Origin of the sequence: Tannerella forsythia (assembly GCF_003860135.1) — a bacterium.
Lineage (GTDB): Bacteria > Bacteroidota > Bacteroidia > Bacteroidales > Tannerellaceae > Tannerella > Tannerella forsythia_A.
This window is the reverse complement of the sequence record NZ_RQYN01000008.1, coordinates 1-18,549: the sequence shown is the minus strand read 5'-3', so window position 1 is coordinate 18,549 and position 18,549 is coordinate 1. Positions and strand designations below refer to the sequence as shown.

Annotated in this window: 16 protein-coding genes; 7 read left to right on the top strand and 9 right to left on the bottom strand. The window is 50.3% G+C overall.

The window, feature by feature from the left end; all coding sequences use genetic code 11:
* Positions 1–75: 75 nt before the first annotated feature.
* The 3 genes from EII41_RS03595 to aroQ are packed head-to-tail and all read right to left on the bottom strand — an operon-like array spanning position 76 to position 2,584.
* Positions 76–705, bottom strand: coding sequence for an O-methyltransferase (locus tag EII41_RS03595; protein ID WP_124789465.1), 630 nt, complete (start codon positions 703–705; stop codon positions 76–78).
* Between the two features lie 17 nt (positions 706–722).
* The gene (pyk, locus tag EII41_RS03590) at positions 723–2,168 is read right to left on the bottom strand and encodes a pyruvate kinase (RefSeq protein ID WP_124789464.1); all 1,446 of its coding nucleotides are present in this window, start codon (positions 2,166–2,168) and stop codon (positions 723–725) included.
* Positions 2,165–2,584, bottom strand: a complete 420-nt coding sequence (aroQ, locus tag EII41_RS03585) for a type II 3-dehydroquinate dehydratase (protein ID WP_124789463.1) — start codon at positions 2,582–2,584, stop codon at positions 2,165–2,167. Before aroQ ends, pyk begins: the two co-directional genes overlap by 4 nt.
* Before the next feature lie 79 nt (positions 2,585–2,663).
* Here aroQ and xerD point away from each other — a divergent pair, with 79 nt between their 5' ends.
* Positions 2,664–3,569 carry a site-specific tyrosine recombinase XerD gene (gene xerD, locus EII41_RS03580; RefSeq protein ID WP_124789462.1) on the top strand — a complete coding sequence of 302 codons (906 nt, stop codon included), beginning with the start codon at positions 2,664–2,666 and terminating at the stop codon, positions 3,567–3,569.
* 17 nt (positions 3,570–3,586) lie between these two features.
* Here xerD and EII41_RS03575 read toward each other — a convergent pair whose 3' ends face one another.
* A complete protein-coding gene (locus EII41_RS03575; RefSeq protein WP_124789461.1) occupies positions 3,587–4,603 on the bottom strand; it encodes a lysylphosphatidylglycerol synthase transmembrane domain-containing protein in 1,017 nt (338 codons plus the stop codon).
* 176 nt (positions 4,604–4,779) lie between these two features.
* Here EII41_RS03575 and rsmA point away from each other — a divergent pair, with 176 nt between their 5' ends.
* The 3 genes from rsmA to EII41_RS03560 are packed head-to-tail and all read left to right on the top strand — an operon-like array spanning position 4,780 to position 8,019.
* Positions 4,780–5,595 (top strand): 16S rRNA (adenine(1518)-N(6)/adenine(1519)-N(6))-dimethyltransferase RsmA, encoded by an 816-nt coding sequence (rsmA, locus tag EII41_RS03570; protein ID WP_124789460.1) that lies wholly within the window; start codon positions 4,780–4,782, stop codon positions 5,593–5,595.
* Between the two features lie 3 nt (positions 5,596–5,598).
* Positions 5,599–6,546: a magnesium/cobalt transporter CorA gene (gene corA, locus EII41_RS03565; protein ID WP_124789459.1), complete on the top strand. Its 948-nt coding sequence runs from the start codon at positions 5,599–5,601 to the stop codon at positions 6,544–6,546.
* Positions 6,547–6,567: 21 nt separating this feature from the next.
* Positions 6,568–8,019, top strand: a complete 1,452-nt coding sequence (locus tag EII41_RS03560) for a potassium/proton antiporter (protein WP_124750469.1) — start codon at positions 6,568–6,570, stop codon at positions 8,017–8,019.
* Positions 8,020–8,028: 9 nt separating this feature from the next.
* Here the strand turns inward: EII41_RS03560 and EII41_RS03555 are convergent, their stop codons facing one another.
* Both EII41_RS03555 and EII41_RS03545 read right to left on the bottom strand, forming a co-directional pair.
* Positions 8,029–9,567, bottom strand: coding sequence for a YifB family Mg chelatase-like AAA ATPase (locus EII41_RS03555; RefSeq protein WP_124789458.1), 1,539 nt, complete (start codon positions 9,565–9,567; stop codon positions 8,029–8,031).
* A 1,050-nt stretch (positions 9,568–10,617) separates the two neighbouring features.
* Positions 10,618–11,979 carry a TrpB-like pyridoxal phosphate-dependent enzyme gene (locus tag EII41_RS03545; protein WP_124750471.1) on the bottom strand — a complete coding sequence of 454 codons (1,362 nt, stop codon included), beginning with the start codon at positions 11,977–11,979 and terminating at the stop codon, positions 10,618–10,620.
* Between the two features lie 179 nt (positions 11,980–12,158).
* Here EII41_RS03545 and EII41_RS03540 point away from each other — a divergent pair, with 179 nt between their 5' ends.
* Together EII41_RS03540 and EII41_RS03535 are read left to right on the top strand one after the other, a co-directional pair.
* The gene (locus EII41_RS03540; protein ID WP_124789456.1) at positions 12,159–12,851 is read left to right on the top strand and encodes a LiaF transmembrane domain-containing protein; all 693 of its coding nucleotides are present in this window, start codon (positions 12,159–12,161) and stop codon (positions 12,849–12,851) included.
* 3 nt (positions 12,852–12,854) lie between these two features.
* On the top strand, positions 12,855–13,658 hold the full coding sequence (locus EII41_RS03535) for a LytR/AlgR family response regulator transcription factor (protein WP_124789455.1): 804 nt from the start codon (positions 12,855–12,857) through the stop codon (positions 13,656–13,658).
* A 214-nt stretch (positions 13,659–13,872) separates the two neighbouring features.
* Here EII41_RS03535 and EII41_RS03530 read toward each other — a convergent pair whose 3' ends face one another.
* Genes EII41_RS03530 through EII41_RS03520 form a run of 3 tightly spaced genes read right to left on the bottom strand, consistent with a single transcriptional unit; the run spans position 13,873 to position 17,146 of the window.
* Positions 13,873–15,612, bottom strand: a complete 1,740-nt coding sequence (locus tag EII41_RS03530) for a sulfatase-like hydrolase/transferase (protein WP_124789454.1) — start codon at positions 15,610–15,612, stop codon at positions 13,873–13,875.
* A gap of 6 nt (positions 15,613–15,618) precedes the next feature.
* Positions 15,619–16,731: a DNA-processing protein DprA gene (gene dprA / locus EII41_RS03525; protein ID WP_124789453.1), complete on the bottom strand. Its 1,113-nt coding sequence runs from the start codon at positions 16,729–16,731 to the stop codon at positions 15,619–15,621.
* A gap of 22 nt (positions 16,732–16,753) precedes the next feature.
* Positions 16,754–17,146 carry an acyl-CoA thioesterase gene (locus EII41_RS03520; protein ID WP_124789452.1) on the bottom strand — a complete coding sequence of 131 codons (393 nt, stop codon included), beginning with the start codon at positions 17,144–17,146 and terminating at the stop codon, positions 16,754–16,756.
* 472 nt (positions 17,147–17,618) lie between these two features.
* On the opposite strand from EII41_RS03520, the gene EII41_RS03515 reads away from it, so the two are divergent.
* Positions 17,619–18,410, top strand: coding sequence for a M48 family metallopeptidase (locus tag EII41_RS03515; RefSeq protein WP_124789451.1), 792 nt, complete (start codon positions 17,619–17,621; stop codon positions 18,408–18,410).
* Positions 18,411–18,549: the final 139 nt, after the last annotated feature.

Genomic DNA, 18,549 nt, shown 5'->3' with positions numbered 1-18,549 from the left:
TGCGCAACTCCAAGACCAACCGATACCTCTGTTATCCAACATGATTGAGGAATAACACTCGTAAGCATCCAGCCATTATTTTTTCCAGATCAGTGTCAAGCCGTCGCGCAGGGGGAGGATTACTTTTTCAACTCGCTCGTCGGCCTTTATTTTTTCGTTAAAGGCTAAAATCCCCTGAGTCTGGGTATCGGACGAAGTTGCCCTCTCCTCCACGACCTTACCCGACCAGAGCGTATTATCGGCAAGAATCAGTCCGCCCGAACGCACCAGAGGAAAAACCATATCGTAATACATGCAATAGTCGCGCTTATCGGCATCGATATACACCATGTCGAAAGTATCGTCGAGTATCGGAAGCACTTCGCGTATATCGCCCCAATGAGGACGTATCTTTTCTTTATCAGGCGACTGCTCGAAATAGGGCCGGAAGAACGGTTCCATCTCATCGTTGATCTCGACCGTATGAATGACCGCATCCTCGTCTATCCCTTCGGCCATACAAAATGTGGCATATCCCGTGTATGTTCCGATCTCCAAGATTCGTTTGGGACGGAGCATGCGGCAAAACATTTTCAATACGCGGCCCTGCAACGGCCCCGCGATCATCCGCGGACGAAGCAGTTTGACATGAGCGTCGCGGTTGAGCCTCGCCAACATGGGAGGCTCGGCGTCGCTATGTTCAAGAATATAATCTTCAATGCTCACGTCCGTAGTATCGGATATTAAAACGTCGGTAGCTGGTATTCCTCTCCTCCCTGAAGTACCTTGTGCACGTCGTTAATCTCGAGAAAGGTCGTACCGCCACCTTCTCCGAAGCTGCCACTCAGGTAAGCCACCTTATCCTGTTCAGTAAGCATGCTGCTCGTAATCAACTGGTTCAAGGCATCGTAATAATACTGGCGCCGGCTCGGTTGCCACGGTTGGAATACAGCCCAAACACCATACGAGAGCGAAAGCATCCGCATCACCTCCTGCCGGTAACAGATGGCAAAAACGGCCGCACGTCCGCGAAAAGCAGCCAGATAACGTGCCGTACGACCCGTATAACTGTCTGAAATAATCGCACGCACTCCCAGTTTGGCCGACGATTTCACTGCCTGCTCGGCAAGGAATGACGTCACATCCATCTCGGTTCCTTCGATCGGGATGCGGATATCGTTTTCCGCAAGTTTCGTTTTTTCCGCTTCACGCGCTACTTTGGCCATCATCCGCACCGCTTCGACAGGATACTTGCCATAGGCTGTTTCTCCGCTGAGCATTAACGCATCCGTACGGTAATAAATCGCATTGGCGATGTCGGTCACTTCGGCACGCGTCGGCCTCGGATTGTTAATCATCGAGTGTAACATCTGCGTAGCCACGATCACCGGCCGTCTCGCCTCCACACATTTACGGATCAGCATCCGCTGGATGCCCGGTATCCGTTCGGCCGGCACTTCGATACCCAGATCGCCTCGCGCAATCATCACGCCATAGGCTACCTGAAGGATCTCGCCGATATTGTCGACGCCTTCCTGGTTCTCGATCTTGGCAATAATCTTGATTCCACTTTTGTGGGCGTCCAGAATACGCTGCACAGCCAACACGTCTTTCTTATTCCGAACAAACGAATGGGCAATAAAATCAAGCTTATTGGCAATCGCCCATTCGATATTCTTTTTGTCTCTTTCCGTGAGCGAGGGAAGATTGATCCGTACCCCCGGCACGTTAATGCTCTTGCGGCTACCCAATATCGCATTGTTCTGCACTTCACAGACAAGCCGGTCGGCCTCTTTCTTAATCACCTTTAACTCCAAGTCGCCATCGTCGATCAGGATGCCGCTGCCGATCAACAAGTCTTTGACGAAATCGGGATACGAAACGCAAATGCAATCGTGCGTTGTCTCCGTATCGGGACATCCCTTCATCATCACTTGTTCGCCCGCTTTGAACTCGATCGGAGCAAACGTTTTTGTGGTACGTATCTCCGGCCCTTTCGTGTCGATCAGAATCCCGATCCGCCCGGAGACCATGCGTGTGTTCATCACCACGCGATTCAACCCTTCTTCATCCATGTGCGCCGTATTCAGCCGCACCACATTCATCCCCGCCTTGTAGAGCGAACGGATAAACTCGACGTCACAGCGCTGGTCTGAGATCGTCGCTACTATTTTCGTATGTTTAATCATTTGTTAAGCGCCTCCACCGCTAATCGGTACGAATCCATTCCAAATCCGAGAATAACCCCTTTGCATACGGACGAGAGGAACGAGCGATGCCTAAACTCCTCACGCGCGTAAACATTCGAGATATGCACCTCAACAACCGGAGCCGTTATGGCCTTCACCGCGTCGTGCAACGCGATCGACGTGTGCGTATATGCGCCCGCATTAAGGACAATACCGTCACACACAAAGCCCGTTTCATGAATCTTATCAAGCAGTTCGCCTTCGCTATTACTCTGGAAATAGGCAATCTCACATTGCGGATAAGCAGCCCTCAATTCTTCCAGATAATCTTCGAACGAGACGTCGCCGTAGATTCCCGGCTCCCGTTTGCCCAGTAGATTCAGATTAGGCCCGTTGATGATTTGAATCTTTTTCACACCTCGTTTTTTATTAAAATATGCTATCTTTGTCGTTCTTCAACGCACAAAAGTAGTGCTTTTTTTTGAGATTCTCAATATGAACCATCATCGGAAAAACGACCCGGTTGAGAAATACAAGACTTATTTGCGTCTTGAAAGAGGGCTGTCGGAGAACACGGTAGAAGCGTATCTGGACGACCTGAAGAAACTGTTTCGGTTCGCGGACGAAGAGCAGCGGCCGATTCTACAGATCGGGTATGCCGATTTACAGCAGTTCGTAGCGCAACTTTACGACCTCGGTATCTCGGCACGCTCACAGGCACGCATCATTTCCGGCATCAAATCGTTCTACCGCTTTCTCGTGCTCGAAGACTACTTGCGCAGTGACCCGACCGAGTTGCTCGAAGCACCCAAAATCGGGATGAAGCTCCCGGAGACCCTCACGCTCGGCGAAATCAACCGGCTGCTCGATTCCATCGACCTGTCCACTCCTACCGGACAACGCAACCGTGCCATGCTCGAAGTGCTCTACAGTTGCGGGCTGCGTGTCTCGGAGCTGATCGGACTGAATTATTCGGATGTTTATTTCGACGAACAATTTATCCGGGTAGAAGGAAAAGGCAGCAAGCAACGCCTCGTACCCATCTCGGAGACAGCTTTGAACGAAATCCGGAAATACCTCTACGACCGCAACGAGATGACCGTCAAGAAAGGATACGAAGATACCTTGTTTCTGAATCGGCGCGGTGCCCGACTGACCCGCATGATGGTTTTCCATATCATCCGGACGCAGGCCGAAGCGGCCGGCATTCATAAAACGATCAGTCCTCATACGTTCCGCCATTCGTTCGCTACCCACCTGCTCGAAGGAGGAGCCAATCTACGTGCGATTCAATTGATGCTGGGGCACGAAAAAATCACGACGACCGAACTATATACGCACATCGACCGTGAAGCGCTGCGCCGTGAGATCATCAACCATCACCCCCGAAATAGAAAGTAAGAAAAGGAGTCGTGCCGTTATTCGGGAAACGTCTCCGGCGATTTATCCTCATGATTCGCAAGGGGCAAGGCGAAGATTCCGAACAGCCCGGTAAGAACCACCCAAACCGACTGCACGGTAAAGACGACTAATGCGAATGCGGCGGCATCCGTCTCGCCTACTCCGAAGGCAACAAGCGTAGAGATCACCATGAAATGCCACACGCCGATTCCTCCCTGCACCGGCACAGCCACGCCGAGACTGCTCATGGCAAAAGCGATCAGACCGATGCGAACACCCAGATCACGCGTAAAGTCGAACGCAAAAAAAGTAATGTAGAAATACAGAAAGTAGCCTCCCCAGATGGCAAATGTCTGAATCATAAACCGAACCTTATGCTCCATTGTCCAAAGACTTCGGATGCCTTCCCAGACATTCCCGATCATCTCCCTCACTTTGCGCACAACGGTCAAGTGTTTCATCTTGACGAAAACAAACCAAAAGACAGCGATAAAGCCGATCAACCCGACATACGTCCAAGGTGAACGGATCAGCAGGTAGAGCGTGGCAATCATCGTCGGAGGATTCTCGGCAAAGAAATGACGGAAAAAGCCGATATTAAAGACACACAGGCAAAGTGTCAACAGCCCCACCATGAGCGTATCCATCACGCGATCGACCAGTAGAGTACCGAGCAGCTTTGTAAATTGAACTTTTTCGTATCTCGCCGTCACGCCGCAACGCCATATTTCACCGACACGCGGCAGCACCATATTGACGGCATAGTTTCCCAGCACGGCAAAGACCACATTGCGGCGTCGCACGCGTTTACCCAACGAATCGATAAGCATGCCCCATCGGAAACCGCGCACTACGTTAGCTCCCAAACCGAAGATTAATGAAAATAAAAGAATATCGTAACGCACGCCCTGCCTGATCACTTCCATCATCTCTCCGAAATCCTGTTCCCGATAGAGATACCAGAACAACAAGATCCCCAACGTAAGCGGCAATATGATTTTGACTGTTTTGTTGATGACTGCCCTGAAATCCATAAAAAATCTTTCTTTCAGAGGGCAAAGATAGTGCAATTCGGGGAGTTCGTCAAAACATATCTTCCGAAAAGGACGCGAGGCACAACCCTGTTTTTTTACCTTTGAAGAAAAAACGATCCGTTTTTTTTCGTATCTTTGCCGCGACTTCATAAAAAAACAAAACAAATTGGGAACAGATGACGATTATCCGGCCGAAAAAGTCTTTGGGGCAACATTTCCTCAAAGACCTTGGGATTGCGCAGCGTATCGCAGAGACGCTGGCAGCATATCGCGGCTTACCCGTTCTGGAGGTAGGGCCGGGGACGGGCGTGCTCACACAGTTCCTGCTGGGCGCGGGGCATGACCTGACAGTCGTTGAGATCGATCACGCCTCGATCGATTACCTACGCACGCATTTTCCGGCACTTAACGGACGCATTATCGACGAGGATTTCCTCACGATGCACCTCGAACGTCTTTACGATTCGTCCTTCTGCGTCATCGGCAACTATCCTTACTATATTTCGAGCCAGATCTTTTTCAAGGTCTTAGAGCATCGCGACCGTGTGGTATGCTGTTCGGGAATGATTCAGAAAGAGGTGGCCGAGAGGCTGGCGGCTTCGCCCGGACGTAAGACATACGGCATACTGAGCGCGCTGATTCAACCGTGGTACGATGTGGAATATCTCTTCACTGTGAGCGAGCAGGTCTTCGATCCCCCCCCCAAGGTCAAGAGCGCTGTCATACGAATGACGCGGAATAGCCGCACGGATTTAGGATGCGATGAAGCGCTATATAAAAAAGTCGTAAAAACGTCGTTCAATCAGCGGCGCAAAACGCTGCGCAACTCCATGAAGCCTTTGCTGGGCAAAGATTATCCGGGCTATGCCGATGTGATCTTCGACAAGCGGCCGGAGCAGCTTAGCATTGACGACTTCGTCCGGCTCACGAAGATGACGGATGCGTACCTGACAAGTAAGGAAGGCAATGTAGAACAAACTTTAAACCATTAGATCATGGCGGAAATTCGTATTTTTTATCGCGAGGAGAACCGACTGAAAATGTCGAAAGATATCGAAGTCCTGAAAGAGGTTTCAATGGACCATTTACTGTGGATCGACTTGAACGATATGCCTGAAGAGACGGAGAGTCGCCTTGAACAGTTCCTCAAAATCTACATTCAGGAAGAGGAAGAGATGGAAGAGATCGAGATCAGTTCCCGGTACATGGAGACGGAAAACTCGCTCGTGGCTAACTCGCGCTTTTTGTTGAAAGATTACGATGAAGAGATTGTCTCCTTCATTGTGAAGAATAACATCCTTGTCTCGGTTCGCAGTCAGGATTTGCCTTCGTTCAACGAAACGACGCGTAAGATTTTTGCTAACTCGCGTAATTACCCCACCGGTTATCACATCATGACGACGCTCCTCGAAACGCGTGTGGATTACGATGCCGACCTGATCGAGGAACTGACACGCGAGATTGCCGAGCTCAGCGGCCAGCTGAAATCGGAAGAGGATGTAGACAACGAAATCCTGATCTCCATCAAGAATTTGCAGGAAAGAACGATGATTATCCGCGAGAACATCGTGGACAAGCAGCGCGTTTGCTCGAATATGATCAAAAGTGTACTCTTCCCTCCCGATGCAAAAGCGAAAATGAGTATTCTGATCAAAGACATCAACTCCCTGTTCGAGCATATCCGGTTCAGCTTCGAGCGTCTGGAATATATGCAGGATACTTTCCTCGGTTTGGTTAACATTCAACAAAATAAGATTATCAAGATCTTTACGATCGTGTCCGTCATCTTTATGCCCCCCACGCTGATTGCAAGTATCTACGGGATGAACTTCAGGACGATGCCCGAACTCGACTGGCGCTACGGCTACGGTTTTTCGCTCAGCCTGATGGTGCTTTGCGTCGTGGGGATTCTCTGGTTCTTCAAACGAAAGAAGTGGCTGTAACGGACAACTGACGAACAACTCATGGAATATATTACATCGGACAATTTTCTTTTCATCGGTTCCATCCTGCTTTTCGTAAGCATTCTGATGGGCAAGACCGGTTATAAATTCGGTGTGCCTGCCTTGCTGCTGTTCCTGCTCGTAGGAATGCTTTTCGGCAGCGACGGGTTGGGCATTCAATTTAACAATATGCACGCAGCGCAGTTTATCGGGATGGTGGCGTTGAGCATCATTCTGTTTTCGGGCGGCATGGATACGCGATTTGCCGACATTCGGCCTGTGCTTGGTCCGGGTACGGTACTCTCTACGGCGGGGGTCCTGCTCACTGCCTTGCTTACCGGCACATTTGTCTGGTGGCTCTCGGGAATGAGTTGGACAAACATTCATTTCGCTTTCGTGCCGTCGTTGTTGCTGGCCGCCATGATGTCATCGACCGATTCGGCTTCGGTATTTGCCATTCTGCGGTCGCAGAAGATGCATCTCAAGAACAACCTGCGCCCCATGCTCGAACTGGAGAGCGGCAGCAACGATCCCATGGCTTATATGCTGACCATCGTATTGATACAACTGACTCAGGCAGGTTCCGGAGCAAGTTTCTCCGGTATCATACAAATGTTTGTCGTGCAGTTTCTGGTTGGTGGAGCCGTTGGGTATATGCTCGGATGGATCGCTGTGAAAATGTTAAACCGGCTGAACATCGACAACCAGTCGCTTTATCCGATTCTGCTCATCGCCGTGGCGTTTTTCACTCTTTCAGTCACTGATTTAATAGGAGGCAATGGCTATCTGGCCGTCTACATCACCGGAATCATCATCGGAAACAACCGTATCCCGCATCGCCGCGAGATCGCTACGTTTATGGACGGACTTACATGGCTTTTTCAGATCATCATGTTTATCATGCTTGGTCTGCTTGTCAATCCGCACGAGATGCTCGACGTGGCGCTCGTCGCACTGCTCATCGGGTTGTTTATGATCTTCGTCGGACGCCCGCTGAGCGTTATGTTTTGCCTTCTCCCTTTCCGCCACATCACCATGCGGTCGAGGCTGTTCATCTCGTGGGTAGGTTTGCGCGGCGCCGTACCGATTATCTTCGCTACTTATCCTGTTGTAGCGGGTATCGAAGGCTCCGATCTGATTTTCAATATCGTTTTCTTTATTACGATCATCTCGCTTGTTGTTCAGGGCACTACACTTTCGCAAGCGGCTCGTTTTCTGAAGCTCTCCGCTCCGCTCGAAAAGACGGGCAATGAGTTCGGAGTGGAGCTGCCCGAAGAGATTGGTTCCGACCTCTCGGAAGTAACTGTCACGAGCGAAATGCTTGAGGAGGCTGACACACTCCGCGATATGAATCTGCCGACCGGTACATTGGTAATGATCGTCAAACGCAACGACGAATTTCTGATTCCCAACGGCACGCTTCGCTTGCACGAGGGCGATAAGCTCTTACTGATTTCGGAAGGGAAAAAATAGAGGCTCCTTCTATGCCCCCCACGTCTCGCGGTCTAAGTTACGATATCCGATGGCTTCGGCAATATGGTGAGCCCCTATACGATCCGCTCCTTCGAGGTCGGCGATGGTACGCGACACTTTGAGGATACGGTCGTACGCCCGTGCCGAAAGGTTGAGCCGTTGCATCGCGTTTTTCAGAAGAGCAAGGCTTTCGGCGTCGGGCACAGCATACCGATGTAAATCTTTCGTACCCATCTGTGCATTGCAATAAATGCCCTGATGTCCGGCAAAGCGTTGTTTCTGTATTTCGCACGCTTTGATGACACGGCCGCGCACGGCCTCACTCGACTCCGACGGCCGCTGCTCCGATATTTTTTCGAACGGCACAGGCACGATCTCTACCTGTATATCGATGCGGTCGAGTAGCGGGCCGGAGATTCGGTTCATATATTTTTGTACAGCCCCCGGTGAGCAGACACACGGCCGCGACGGATGATTATAGTAGCCACATGGACAAGGGTTCATCGAGGCTACGAGCATAAAGCTGGCGGGATAATCGACGGCGAAACGTGCACGCGAAATACTGATATGCCGATCTTCGAGCGGCTGGCGAAGCACTTCGAGGACGCTACGGTTAAACTCGGGCAACTCGTCGAGAAAAAGCACGCCGTTGTGCGCCAGACTGATCTCACCGGGCTGCGGGAAAGTGCCGCCACCCACCATGGCGACGTCGGAGATGGTATGATGGGGTGCCCGAAACGGACGCCGTGCCAGCAGTCCCGTGTTCGTACCCATTTTTCCGGCCACGGAATGAATCTTCGTCGTCTCCAACGCTTCTTGCAATGTGAGAGGCGGAAGAATGGTAGGCAGCCGCTTGGCAAGCATTGACTTTCCGCTACCCGGCGGGCCGATCATCATCAGGTTATGTCCGCCTGCCGCGGCTACCTCAAGAGCACGCTTGACATTCTCCTGCCCGCGCACATCCGAAAAGTCCATTCCTTCATCTTGCTGCCGGCGAAAAAAGTCATCGTACAGATCGACCGTTGTTCGCTCCAGCTCACGCTGCCCGCTGAAGAATTCGATCACCTCGCGGATATTGCTTACGCCATAGACTTCCAGCCCGTCGGTCACAGCGGCCTCACACGCGTTTTGTTTGGGCAAGATCAACCCTTTGAAGCCTTCTTCAGAAGCTTTGAGCGCAATGGGCAGCGCCCCTTTGATGGGTTGCAGGCTACCGTCGAGCGAAAGCTCGCCCATCAGCATATACCGGCTCAGGCGCTCGTGGTTCAAGGTGCCTGCCGCGGCAAGAATCCCTACAGCCAGCGGAAGATCGTAGGCAGAGCCTTCCTTCCGGATGTCGGCCGGTGCCATGTTGATCACCACACGGCTGCGCGGAAAAGCATAACCGTTTACCTGTAAGGCCGAGACGATGCGTTCATGGCTCTCGCGCACGGCCACGTCGGGCAGACCGACCAGAAAGAACTGAATCCCTTTCGTACAATTGACCTCGATGGTGATCAGCGTGGCCGATATCCCATGTACGGCAGCGGCATACGTTTTGACTAACATAGGCGTATTTATTTCGTTAACTGCAATATACAAATCACATATGCAAAGCTATAAGAAAATAACCGCAAATGAACGCAAATTTAAAAAAGTAGCAAAGTAGTCAAAGGTAGTCAGCAAGTAGTCAGAGTAGTCTGGGGTAGTGAAGGTAGCAGAGTAGTAAAGAATAACCATTGACAATTATAATTCAGGCTTTCAGCCCTCCTAAACAAGGAATGGGTATAAATACCCCACCCTGACGGGATGGGGCTGAAATAAAACGGGCTTTCAGCCTTTGTATGCCCTGCGGGGGAGGGATTTGTTGAGTTGTTTGCCGATGAACATCCCCCCTCCCCCCCCTTCAAAGGGGGAATACCCGGTACCCGCCGAACCATATACCCGGAAAATAACCATAAACCATTGACAATTGAAAAACAGCCCTGAAAGGGCGGATAAATTCAGCCCAATGCGGAGCGAAGCGTTGGGGAAAAAGGCACCCTCTCGGCGGAGGGCTGAAAGCCTGACATAAATAGTAGTTAAAGTAGTCATGAAGTGTGTTCGAGTGTCCGTCGACGGTCAGATAACCGCTATTTGAGGAACCATGCTTTCCCAATACTGGGAACGATGCTTTCCCTGCACGGGGAAGGGTACTTTCCCAACGGCTCACCTCTGTCATTCCGAACGCGGGGAGGAATACCGCCTTAAAAAAGAAAGGAAAGATTCATCGCTCGACGCTCTGAATGACAAAAGAAGTAAGTGAAAAGTGAAAAATGGAGCAAAGTAGTCAAAGGTAGTCAGAGTAGTAAAGAATAACAATTAATATGTCATTCCGAACATAGTGAGGAATCTCACCCCGAAAAAGAACGAGATTCATCGCTGGCGCTCTGAATGACAAATGTCCGAACGCAAATTTAATAGTCAATTGTCAGTTGTTATTCAGCATTCAGTCATCAGCATTCAGCGTAACTCTGACTACTTGCTGACTACCTTTGACTACTTTGCTACTTTTTTAAATTTGCGTTCATTTGCGGTTATTCGCGTCATTTGCGTTCGGACATCGTAATTCGTAATGAATTAAATGATCCGTTCGAGGTCTTGGGTCGATTTCTTCAGTTCCTCGTCGGGCAGTTCGTAGTTGGTCAGGTCGCCGGCCAGATAGAGATCATAGGCGGCCATATCGATCAGTCCGTGTCCGGAGAGGTTAAAGAGGATAGTCCTCGGCTTGCCTTCTACTTTGGCTTGTTCGGCCTCGCGAATCGCGGCAGCGATGGCATGCGACGACTCCGGTGCGGGAATAATCCCTTCGGCCTTGGCAAACAACGTGGCGGCACGGAACGTCTCTAACTGAGGGATCGCGACGGAATCGATCCATTCGTCTTTCTTCAGTTGACTGACAATCGCTCCGGCGCCGTGGTAACGCAGCCCTCCCGCGTGAATATTCGCCGGTGTGAACGTATGTCCGAGCGTGTACATGGGGATCAGGGGCGTATGTCCGGCCTCGTCGCCAAAATCGTACTGGAAAGTGCCGCGTGTAAGTCGCGGGCATGATGCCGGTTCGGCGGCCAGCACGCGTACGTCCTTGCCTTCTGTCAGCTTATGCCGCAGGAAGGGGAACGAAAGACCCGCGAAATTCGATCCTCCGCCGAAGCAGGCAATGACCACATCGGGGTATTCGCCCGTCATCTCCATCTGTTTCTCGGCTTCGAGCCCGATCACCGTCTGATGCAGGAGCACATGATTCATCACGCTGCCCAGCACATACTTGCAGTTCGGTGTCTGCATGGCCAGCTCTACGGCTTCGGAGATCGCCGTACCAAGACTCCCCTGATATTGGGGGCGCTCGGTGATGATGGTACGTCCCACCTTCGTGCTCATACTCGGCGAAGCGATGACCTGTGCCCCAAATGTCTGCATCACCGAACGACGATAAGGCTTCTGATTATAACTGACCTTGACCATATACACGGCCAGCTCCAGCCCGAAGGCCTTGGCCGCGTACGACATGGCCGCGCCCCATTGCCCGGCGCCCGTCTCGGTCGTGACGTTCGTAACGCCGTCTTTCCGGCAGAAGTAAGCCTGCGCAAGGGCGGAGTTGAGCTTGTGCGAACCGATGGGACTCACACTCTCATTCTTGAAATAGATATGTGCCGGAGTATCCAGCGCCCGCTCCAGCGCGTAGGCTCGTACCAGCGGCGTGGGACGCCAGTGTTGATACAGGCTGCGGACTTCGTCGGGGATTTCGATCCACGCATCTGTCCGGTTCATCTCCTGTTGCGCCAGTCCGGTGGCGAAGAGCGGATAGAGATCCTCGGCCGTCATCGGTTCCCGGGTGACCGGGTTGAGGATCGGCATCGGCTTCGTCTTCATATCGGCTACGATATTGTACCACGCGGTGGGAATGTCTTTCTCCTGCAATAAAAATTTCTTCGGATTCATGAGCTTCTGTTTCTGATTTGTTCTGAGATGACAAAGGAACAAAAAAAGGTTGATATGTTCAAATTTCGTCGGTATCCCGTCGGTATTCGTCGATTGGGGAGCGTAATCCGTCGGGAAAGACTTGCCGATAAACGCCTCTTATCCGTATCTTTGTCATCGTTTATCAATCGTTTGAAATAATGAAAAGAAAAAATTGGGGAGTACCGGTGTTATTGATCCTGGCCGGTCTCGTTTTTTTAGGAAAGAACACAGGAGTGATCAATCACGGCATTTTTCAATTCATTGCCTCCTGGCAAATGATCCTCATCGCGCTGGGAATGATCCAGCTCTTTCACCGTGAATATGTGCGGGGAGTCATCCTGATGCTGATCGGAGGCGTGCTGCTGTTGCCTCGCCTCGGAGTAATCGGCTTCTCGCAACTGCACATGTTCTGGCCTGTGATTTTGATTGTGATCGGCATAAGCCTGCTGCTCCGGCAACGCAGAAAAGACGAGCCGTACCGAAGAGACCGCGTGAAAGATGCGAGCATCTCCGACGGTTTCGTGCGTTCGAACATTCTTTTTAGCGGAGCGAAGACCGTGATGCTCGATCCCGTATTCCGCGGAGGCGACTTGCGCAACGTGTTCGGCGGGATAGAAATCGATCTGCGCCGTACGCGCCTCGAAGCGCGGGAGACGTTCATCGATATCGATTGTTCTTTCGGCGGGATCACCTTATATGTACCCGACTCGTGGAACGTTCAGTTGCAAGTGAGTACCATGTTCGGTTCGTGCGAAGACGAACGGCCGCATTTCAGTCCGGACACAGATCGCGAACATACTGTCGTATTACGGGGCTCGGTGCTGTTTGGCGGAGTTGAGATCAAAAGCTAACCGATGGATACGGGACATCCGATCTTCACATCCGTCACGAATAAGGTCGCAGCACTGACGTTATGCCTGCTCCACATCGTCCTGCAAGCTTCGCTGCTCGTTTGGACAGTGGGATATAGCTCCGCCGAAGCCGTCGCGGACGCGTTGTTATCCGTATCGATCGGGGTGGCTGCGGGATTTGCCACATGGTATATGACCGGTTGCAGGCAGCTTGTTCCGGCACTGCTCTGGGTGACTTGCGTACAGGTAGTTACCGTTGGAGTCGTGTCGGTTCTCAGCGCTCTGTGGCGAAACGAATGGTTTGTTCCCGCTTTTCAGGCAACGATTCCGTTTCGCGTTCTGTTCGGTACCCTCTGCTGGGTAATCCTGTTGATGTGGTATGACAAACTGCGCTTTGTGCGCCTTGCGACCGAAGCCGAAGAAGAAAAAGCCCAAGAAACCGTCGAAACTGCAGCCCCTTCTCCTCCTGCCAAAGATGGGCTGGAACGTATCTCCGTGAAAAACGGCACACGCATTCACCTGATCCCGGTCGACGAAATCTCACATATTCAGGCCTGTGGTGACTATGTTTCGATTTTTACCGCTTCGGGGGAGTATCTGAAAGAGCAAACTATGAAATATTTCGACGAACATTTACCCGCCAGCCGGTTCGTACGGATTCATCGCTCCTGTATCGTGAATACGGAATACATCACGCGGATCGATTTTTTCGGCAAAGAGCATTATCAGGTCAAACTGAAAAACGGAACGCCATTAAAAGTAAGTTTAAGCGGTTATAAAGTATTAAAGAAACAGTTACAGTTATGATAGATGGGCGAGGCGATTATCTCTCATATAAGCATAAACATTTTTTATGCTTTGTCTTCGCTTGTATTATGATTATTTAACTTGCTCGCTCTTGACAAATGAGAGGTATGACTGTATCTTTGCATCGTGGTTTTTTCATAATAGTATTAGATTTAAGGTTAACAAAGTGGGTTAGAGGCTGTCGTGAGATAGCCTTTAATTTTTTATATCCGCTTCATTTTTCTGCCCGAGGAGAAGAGAGCACCTTATCGGATAAGTTCTTAATCTGTTTCCATTCTTTATTCAGACTGTCGAAGAACGTATTCGAAGCGCTGGTCCGGCTATGTTTTTCCCGAATCTCACGGGTCATATCGACCACCGATTCGTACGGTATCTGACCGACTATGCGCGGACGGGACGCGAATTGCGTGGAAAAAATACTCCGGCTTGTGTCGTATCCCTGATAACGTAATCCTCCCAAATCCGAAAGGCTGTACAAGACGTCTACGGTCGAATAGGGACGCTTCGTATCGAAGACCAGATCGTTTCTCTGTCGCCTATACTCGTCCGACATCCATAAGATGAACGGTATCTCACACATGTAAGAGGAGACTTTTTCATAAGCGTGACCGGCGAATTCGCGCAAATCATATACTTCTTCGCCATGATCGGAGAAATAGAGCATGGCCGATGTCTTCTTCTCATTCGAGAGCATGTCGATCATCGATGCGAGCAAATAGTCGTTATAACGTACCGAATTATCGTACTGGTCGATGACCGTCTTGGCATCGGCAGTGAGTTGTATGTCACGACGCCCAATGGGGTGACGCGAATGGTTGAAATGCTCGAAAGTCTCGGGATAGCGATATTTGTACGCGATATGACTTCCCATCAGGTGCAGCACGATAAGTTTGGGCTTGCCCGTTTGTTCGCGTAATGCTTGCTTCAAGGATTCGAGCACAACGCCGTCCGGCTGATTCAGTCGTGAAAGGTCGGTCGTATGTTGTGCCAGCCTCAGCAGAGATTCGTAGCTGGAGGACGAGTTCTCGAAAGGCTGGTTGCTGATCAGGTACGTTTCGTATCCGGCACGGTTGAATAATTCGAAGAGCGACGGTTGCTCCGTCAATTTCTCGGGATGCTCATGATCGGCAAAGGTCAGCGCGGCTCGCAAAACGGGAATAGTATGTACTTGCGGCGAAACGACATCACGATAGACTTTCAGCCCGCTTCTCTGCTCCGAAAGCAGCGGGTTTGTCTCCCTGCCGTAGCCGTAGAGCGACATGTGATGCCGGGTATGCGATTCGCCGATCACAACGACTAACGTCTGAGGCGCTTTTTCAGGGAGCATTTTTACCTCGAAAGGGAGTGCCTGACGCTCTGCGATCTCTTTCTCCTCACGCACTCTCTGCCGTTTATAGTCGGTGAAGACACGATAGAAGTCGACGAAATAAATGCGCTGTGCAACCGGCTCGATAGCCAGAAACAACAACAACAGCAGTACACAGGCAAAAAAGGCGTTTTTATGCTTTCCCACACGATGAAAAACGACTTGTTTCATCTTAAAAATCATCACGATGGGAAGAAGTACATATAACGCGACCCCCATGACGATCCACGGGTTTACATAGGTGATAAATTCCTTGGCTTCGTCCGGATTCGTTTCGAAAAGCGAAGTGATCGTTCCGCCCGAAAGCAGCACGTTCGCAATCAGTAGGTAGCTGAGCAGAATCGTACTCGGTATGATCGTAATCGCCAATAGAATGGAATAGAATATGCGGATGCCTTTCGTCGTCATGAACGAAGAAAGGATGAAGACAACGGCCAACAGTCCGAAACTCACAAGAAAACCGGAGATCAGCGTTTTGGCCGGTATATTTTGAGCAATCAGGCTCATGGACGGAACGAGCAGCAGGATATACATTAAAAAGAATATCTGCAACTTACGTTCCTTGATCGTCTGATAAAACTTTTTCATCTGTCTTTAATCTGTTAATTTATATATTCCCCCCGGCAGAGCGGTGACATGTCCGGCAAGTTCAAGTTCGAAAAGCATCGAGGCGACTTTATGCACAGGCAAGTCTGCGGCTACGGCCAAATCATTGATCTGCATTTGCCCCTGATCAGCCAATATGTTCACGAGAGGATGATCCAGCCTTTCGAGCTTCAGCTTCAACTGTTCTCCGACACTTGGATTCGTACCGCCGACGTCCCAACAAAGGGCGCGGATCAGATCCTGTCCCGAAGTAATCAGGCCGGCTTTGTTCGTTTGGACCATCCGGTTGCATCCGGCCGAACATTCGTCGGTCGTCCGTCCCGGAAAAGTGTAAACATCCCGGCCGTATGAAAACGCGATATCGGCGGTCACAAGCGCTCCGCCCTTCTCGGCCGATTCCACTACCACCGTAGCATCCGACAAACCGGCAATCAATCGGTTTCGTTTCAGAAAGTTTTCGCGGTCAGGGTTCGTTTCACTGGGAAAATCGGTCAGCAATCCGCCTCGTTCAAGCATTTCGGCCGCCGTATTTCGATGTTCGGCAGGATAAATCCGGTCTAACCCGTGTGCCAGAACAGCGACAGTAGGTAAGCCATTCTTTAAGGCACTGCGATGCGAACAGACATCGATGCCATACGCCAATCCGCTGACAACAACCAAATCGGGACACGCTTCGGCCAGCTCTCTGACCAGCCGTTCGGTCAGCATCCGGCCGTAATCGGTGGCACGTCTCGTCCCGACGATGCTGACGATTTTCTTTGCGTTCAGGTCTGCCTTGCCCTTGTAATAGAAAACGACGGGAGCGTCCTGACATTCGCGCAAACGCTTCGGATAATAATTCTCCGTGATGGCGTAGACCCGAAGATCCTTTTTTTCGATAAAAGCGACTTCTTTCTCCGCCTGTTTTAAGGCTTCGTTTTTTCCCTCGTCGATGCGCCGGGCCGTATATTCGCCGATGCCCGGTATCTTCTCCAATATCCGCCGATGCGACGTAAAGACCTCCTCGGCCGTTCCGAAATACTGCAACAACGCACGCGCCAACACATCGCCGACACCTTGAAGCATCGTCAGAGCAATCAGGGCTGTGTGCTCGGCTGCCATGGGGAGGAAAAACAAACAGGTTTTAACGAATCAGACGGTCAAAATACTCGCCGCGCGTCAGCTTGCCGTCCTGTACCATCACGGTCTCCACTCGTCCCGAAGCGGCCAGAATCCCGTCGGATTTCCGGTAAATATCCTGTTCGAAAACAAGTTTGACACCTTCGCGTTTGAGATTTACGCACGACACGAAATAGTCGCCGCTGCGCAAGGAATGTTTGTATTTGATTTCTACTTTCGCCACGAACGCATCGAATCCTTTTTCGTGCATCTCTCCGAAGTTTTCGCCAAGCGATTCCAGATATTCATGACGCGTATGCTCCATATAGTGCTGATAATTGGCATTGTTTACCACGCCCTGCAGGTCGCATTCGTAGTCACGCACCTTCATCTCCAGCTTAAAAATATATTCCTTCATGTCCTTATTTATTATCTTACGGACGGGCAAAGGTAGATATATTATGTGAACATACAAACGCCTTCCATTTGATTTTAATCATTTTATACATTGCGTTTCTATTTGTATCAGATATCAAAATATCGTTTTCCGGCTTTTAAATACCGATGACTCGTCGTGTTTCTCCCCATGATAATATCCGAAAGTTTTTGCGCCTTCTCAAAGAAGGAAAAACATCCAAAAAACATGGATATATTATTAATGTAAGATAAGAGTCTTTCAAATTTACAGGAAAAGTAAACCAGTTCTTTATGTTTTATTACCAACAATCTGATATCTATCCCAATCTCATCACCAAACAAGAAAAAAGAGAACCTTCGGCAAGACGAATGCAGACAGTTGAGAGCTGAATGCCGATCACCAACTAAAAATTATCCTTGAACAAAATTTCGTACTTTTGTGTTTCTAAAAATAATATTTAATCGAAACGATAATGAAAAAGATGATGATGTTTTTAGCGTTTGCCGCAATGGTATGGAGTGTGCAGGCGCAAGTGAGAATCGGCGGAAAAAGTATCAATATCCACAAAGCCGAAAAAGCGACGAAAGAAGTAGTGAAAGCTGTCACGTTGAGCGATGCTGAAGTGATGGAGCTGTGTAGAAAATCGGTGGAATGGATGGATGAAAACAACCCGATCGCCGACGAATCGACCGAATACGGTGCACGGCTGGCACGGCTGACGGAAAACCTGACGGAGGTAAACGGAATCCCGCTCAATTTCAAAGTGTATCACGTGATAGATATCAATGCCTTCGCCTGTGCCGACGGGAGCATTCGCGTGTTCAGCTCGCTGATGGATATTATGGACGACGACGAGCTGATGGCGATCATCGGCCATGAGATCGGACACGTGGCAGGCACGGATGTGAAAGATGCCATCCGAAACGCTTACCTGACATCGGCAGCCATCAACGCCGCCGGTGCAGCAAGCAATACGGTGTCCAGACTCTCGAACACAGAACTGGGCGAAATCACGAAATCGTTCATGGGCGCACAGTTCTCGCAAAAACAAGAGTATGCGGCAGACGAGTACGGTTTTAAAACATGCATCGAAAACGGCTTCAGCCCCTACGGCATGGCTAACGCTCTGAACAAACTCGTCGAACTGTCGCAGGGAGCTAAGGCATCGACCGTACAACAGATGTTCTCTTCGCACCCCGACAGCGAAAAACGTGCGAAACGTATGAAAGAAAAAGCCGATAAGTACGTGGCACAAAATCCGTAACTCATCGACGTCTTGATGAAATGGGATTATACAGAAGGGGCGGGCCGGACAGGCTTGCCCTTTTTCCTGACTTCGTCATCGTGTCACCCAAAAATTCTCATCAAATAATTTAGCGATTTTTTTTTGTGCCTGTTCATGA

Bases quoted from the DNA above. Each gene is read 5' to 3' on its own strand.
- EII41_RS03520 (WP_124789452.1), bottom strand. From the start codon at position 17,146: ATGAAGGAATATATTTTTAAGCTGGAGATGAAGGTGCGTGACTACGAA.
- EII41_RS03560 (WP_124750469.1), top strand. From the start codon at position 6,568: ATGGAATATATTACATCGGACAATTTTCTTTTCATCGGTTCCATCCTG.
- rsmA (WP_124789460.1), top strand. From the start codon at position 4,780: ATGACGATTATCCGGCCGAAAAAGTCTTTGGGGCAACATTTCCTCAAA.
- xerD (WP_124789462.1), top strand. From the start codon at position 2,664: ATGAACCATCATCGGAAAAACGACCCGGTTGAGAAATACAAGACTTAT.
- EII41_RS03555 (WP_124789458.1), bottom strand. From the start codon at position 9,567: ATGTTAGTCAAAACGTATGCCGCTGCCGTACATGGGATATCGGCCACG.
- dprA (WP_124789453.1), bottom strand. From the start codon at position 16,731: ATGGCAGCCGAGCACACAGCCCTGATTGCTCTGACGATGCTTCAAGGT.
- EII41_RS03535 (WP_124789455.1), top strand. From the start codon at position 12,855: ATGGATACGGGACATCCGATCTTCACATCCGTCACGAATAAGGTCGCA.
- EII41_RS03515 (WP_124789451.1), top strand. From the start codon at position 17,619: ATGAAAAAGATGATGATGTTTTTAGCGTTTGCCGCAATGGTATGGAGT.
- EII41_RS03540 (WP_124789456.1), top strand. From the start codon at position 12,159: ATGAAAAGAAAAAATTGGGGAGTACCGGTGTTATTGATCCTGGCCGGT.
- pyk (WP_124789464.1), bottom strand. From the start codon at position 2,168: ATGATTAAACATACGAAAATAGTAGCGACGATCTCAGACCAGCGCTGT.
- EII41_RS03575 (WP_124789461.1), bottom strand. From the start codon at position 4,603: ATGGATTTCAGGGCAGTCATCAACAAAACAGTCAAAATCATATTGCCG.
- corA (WP_124789459.1), top strand. From the start codon at position 5,599: ATGGCGGAAATTCGTATTTTTTATCGCGAGGAGAACCGACTGAAAATG.
- EII41_RS03545 (WP_124750471.1), bottom strand. From the start codon at position 11,979: ATGAATCCGAAGAAATTTTTATTGCAGGAGAAAGACATTCCCACCGCG.
- EII41_RS03530 (WP_124789454.1), bottom strand. From the start codon at position 15,612: ATGAAAAAGTTTTATCAGACGATCAAGGAACGTAAGTTGCAGATATTC.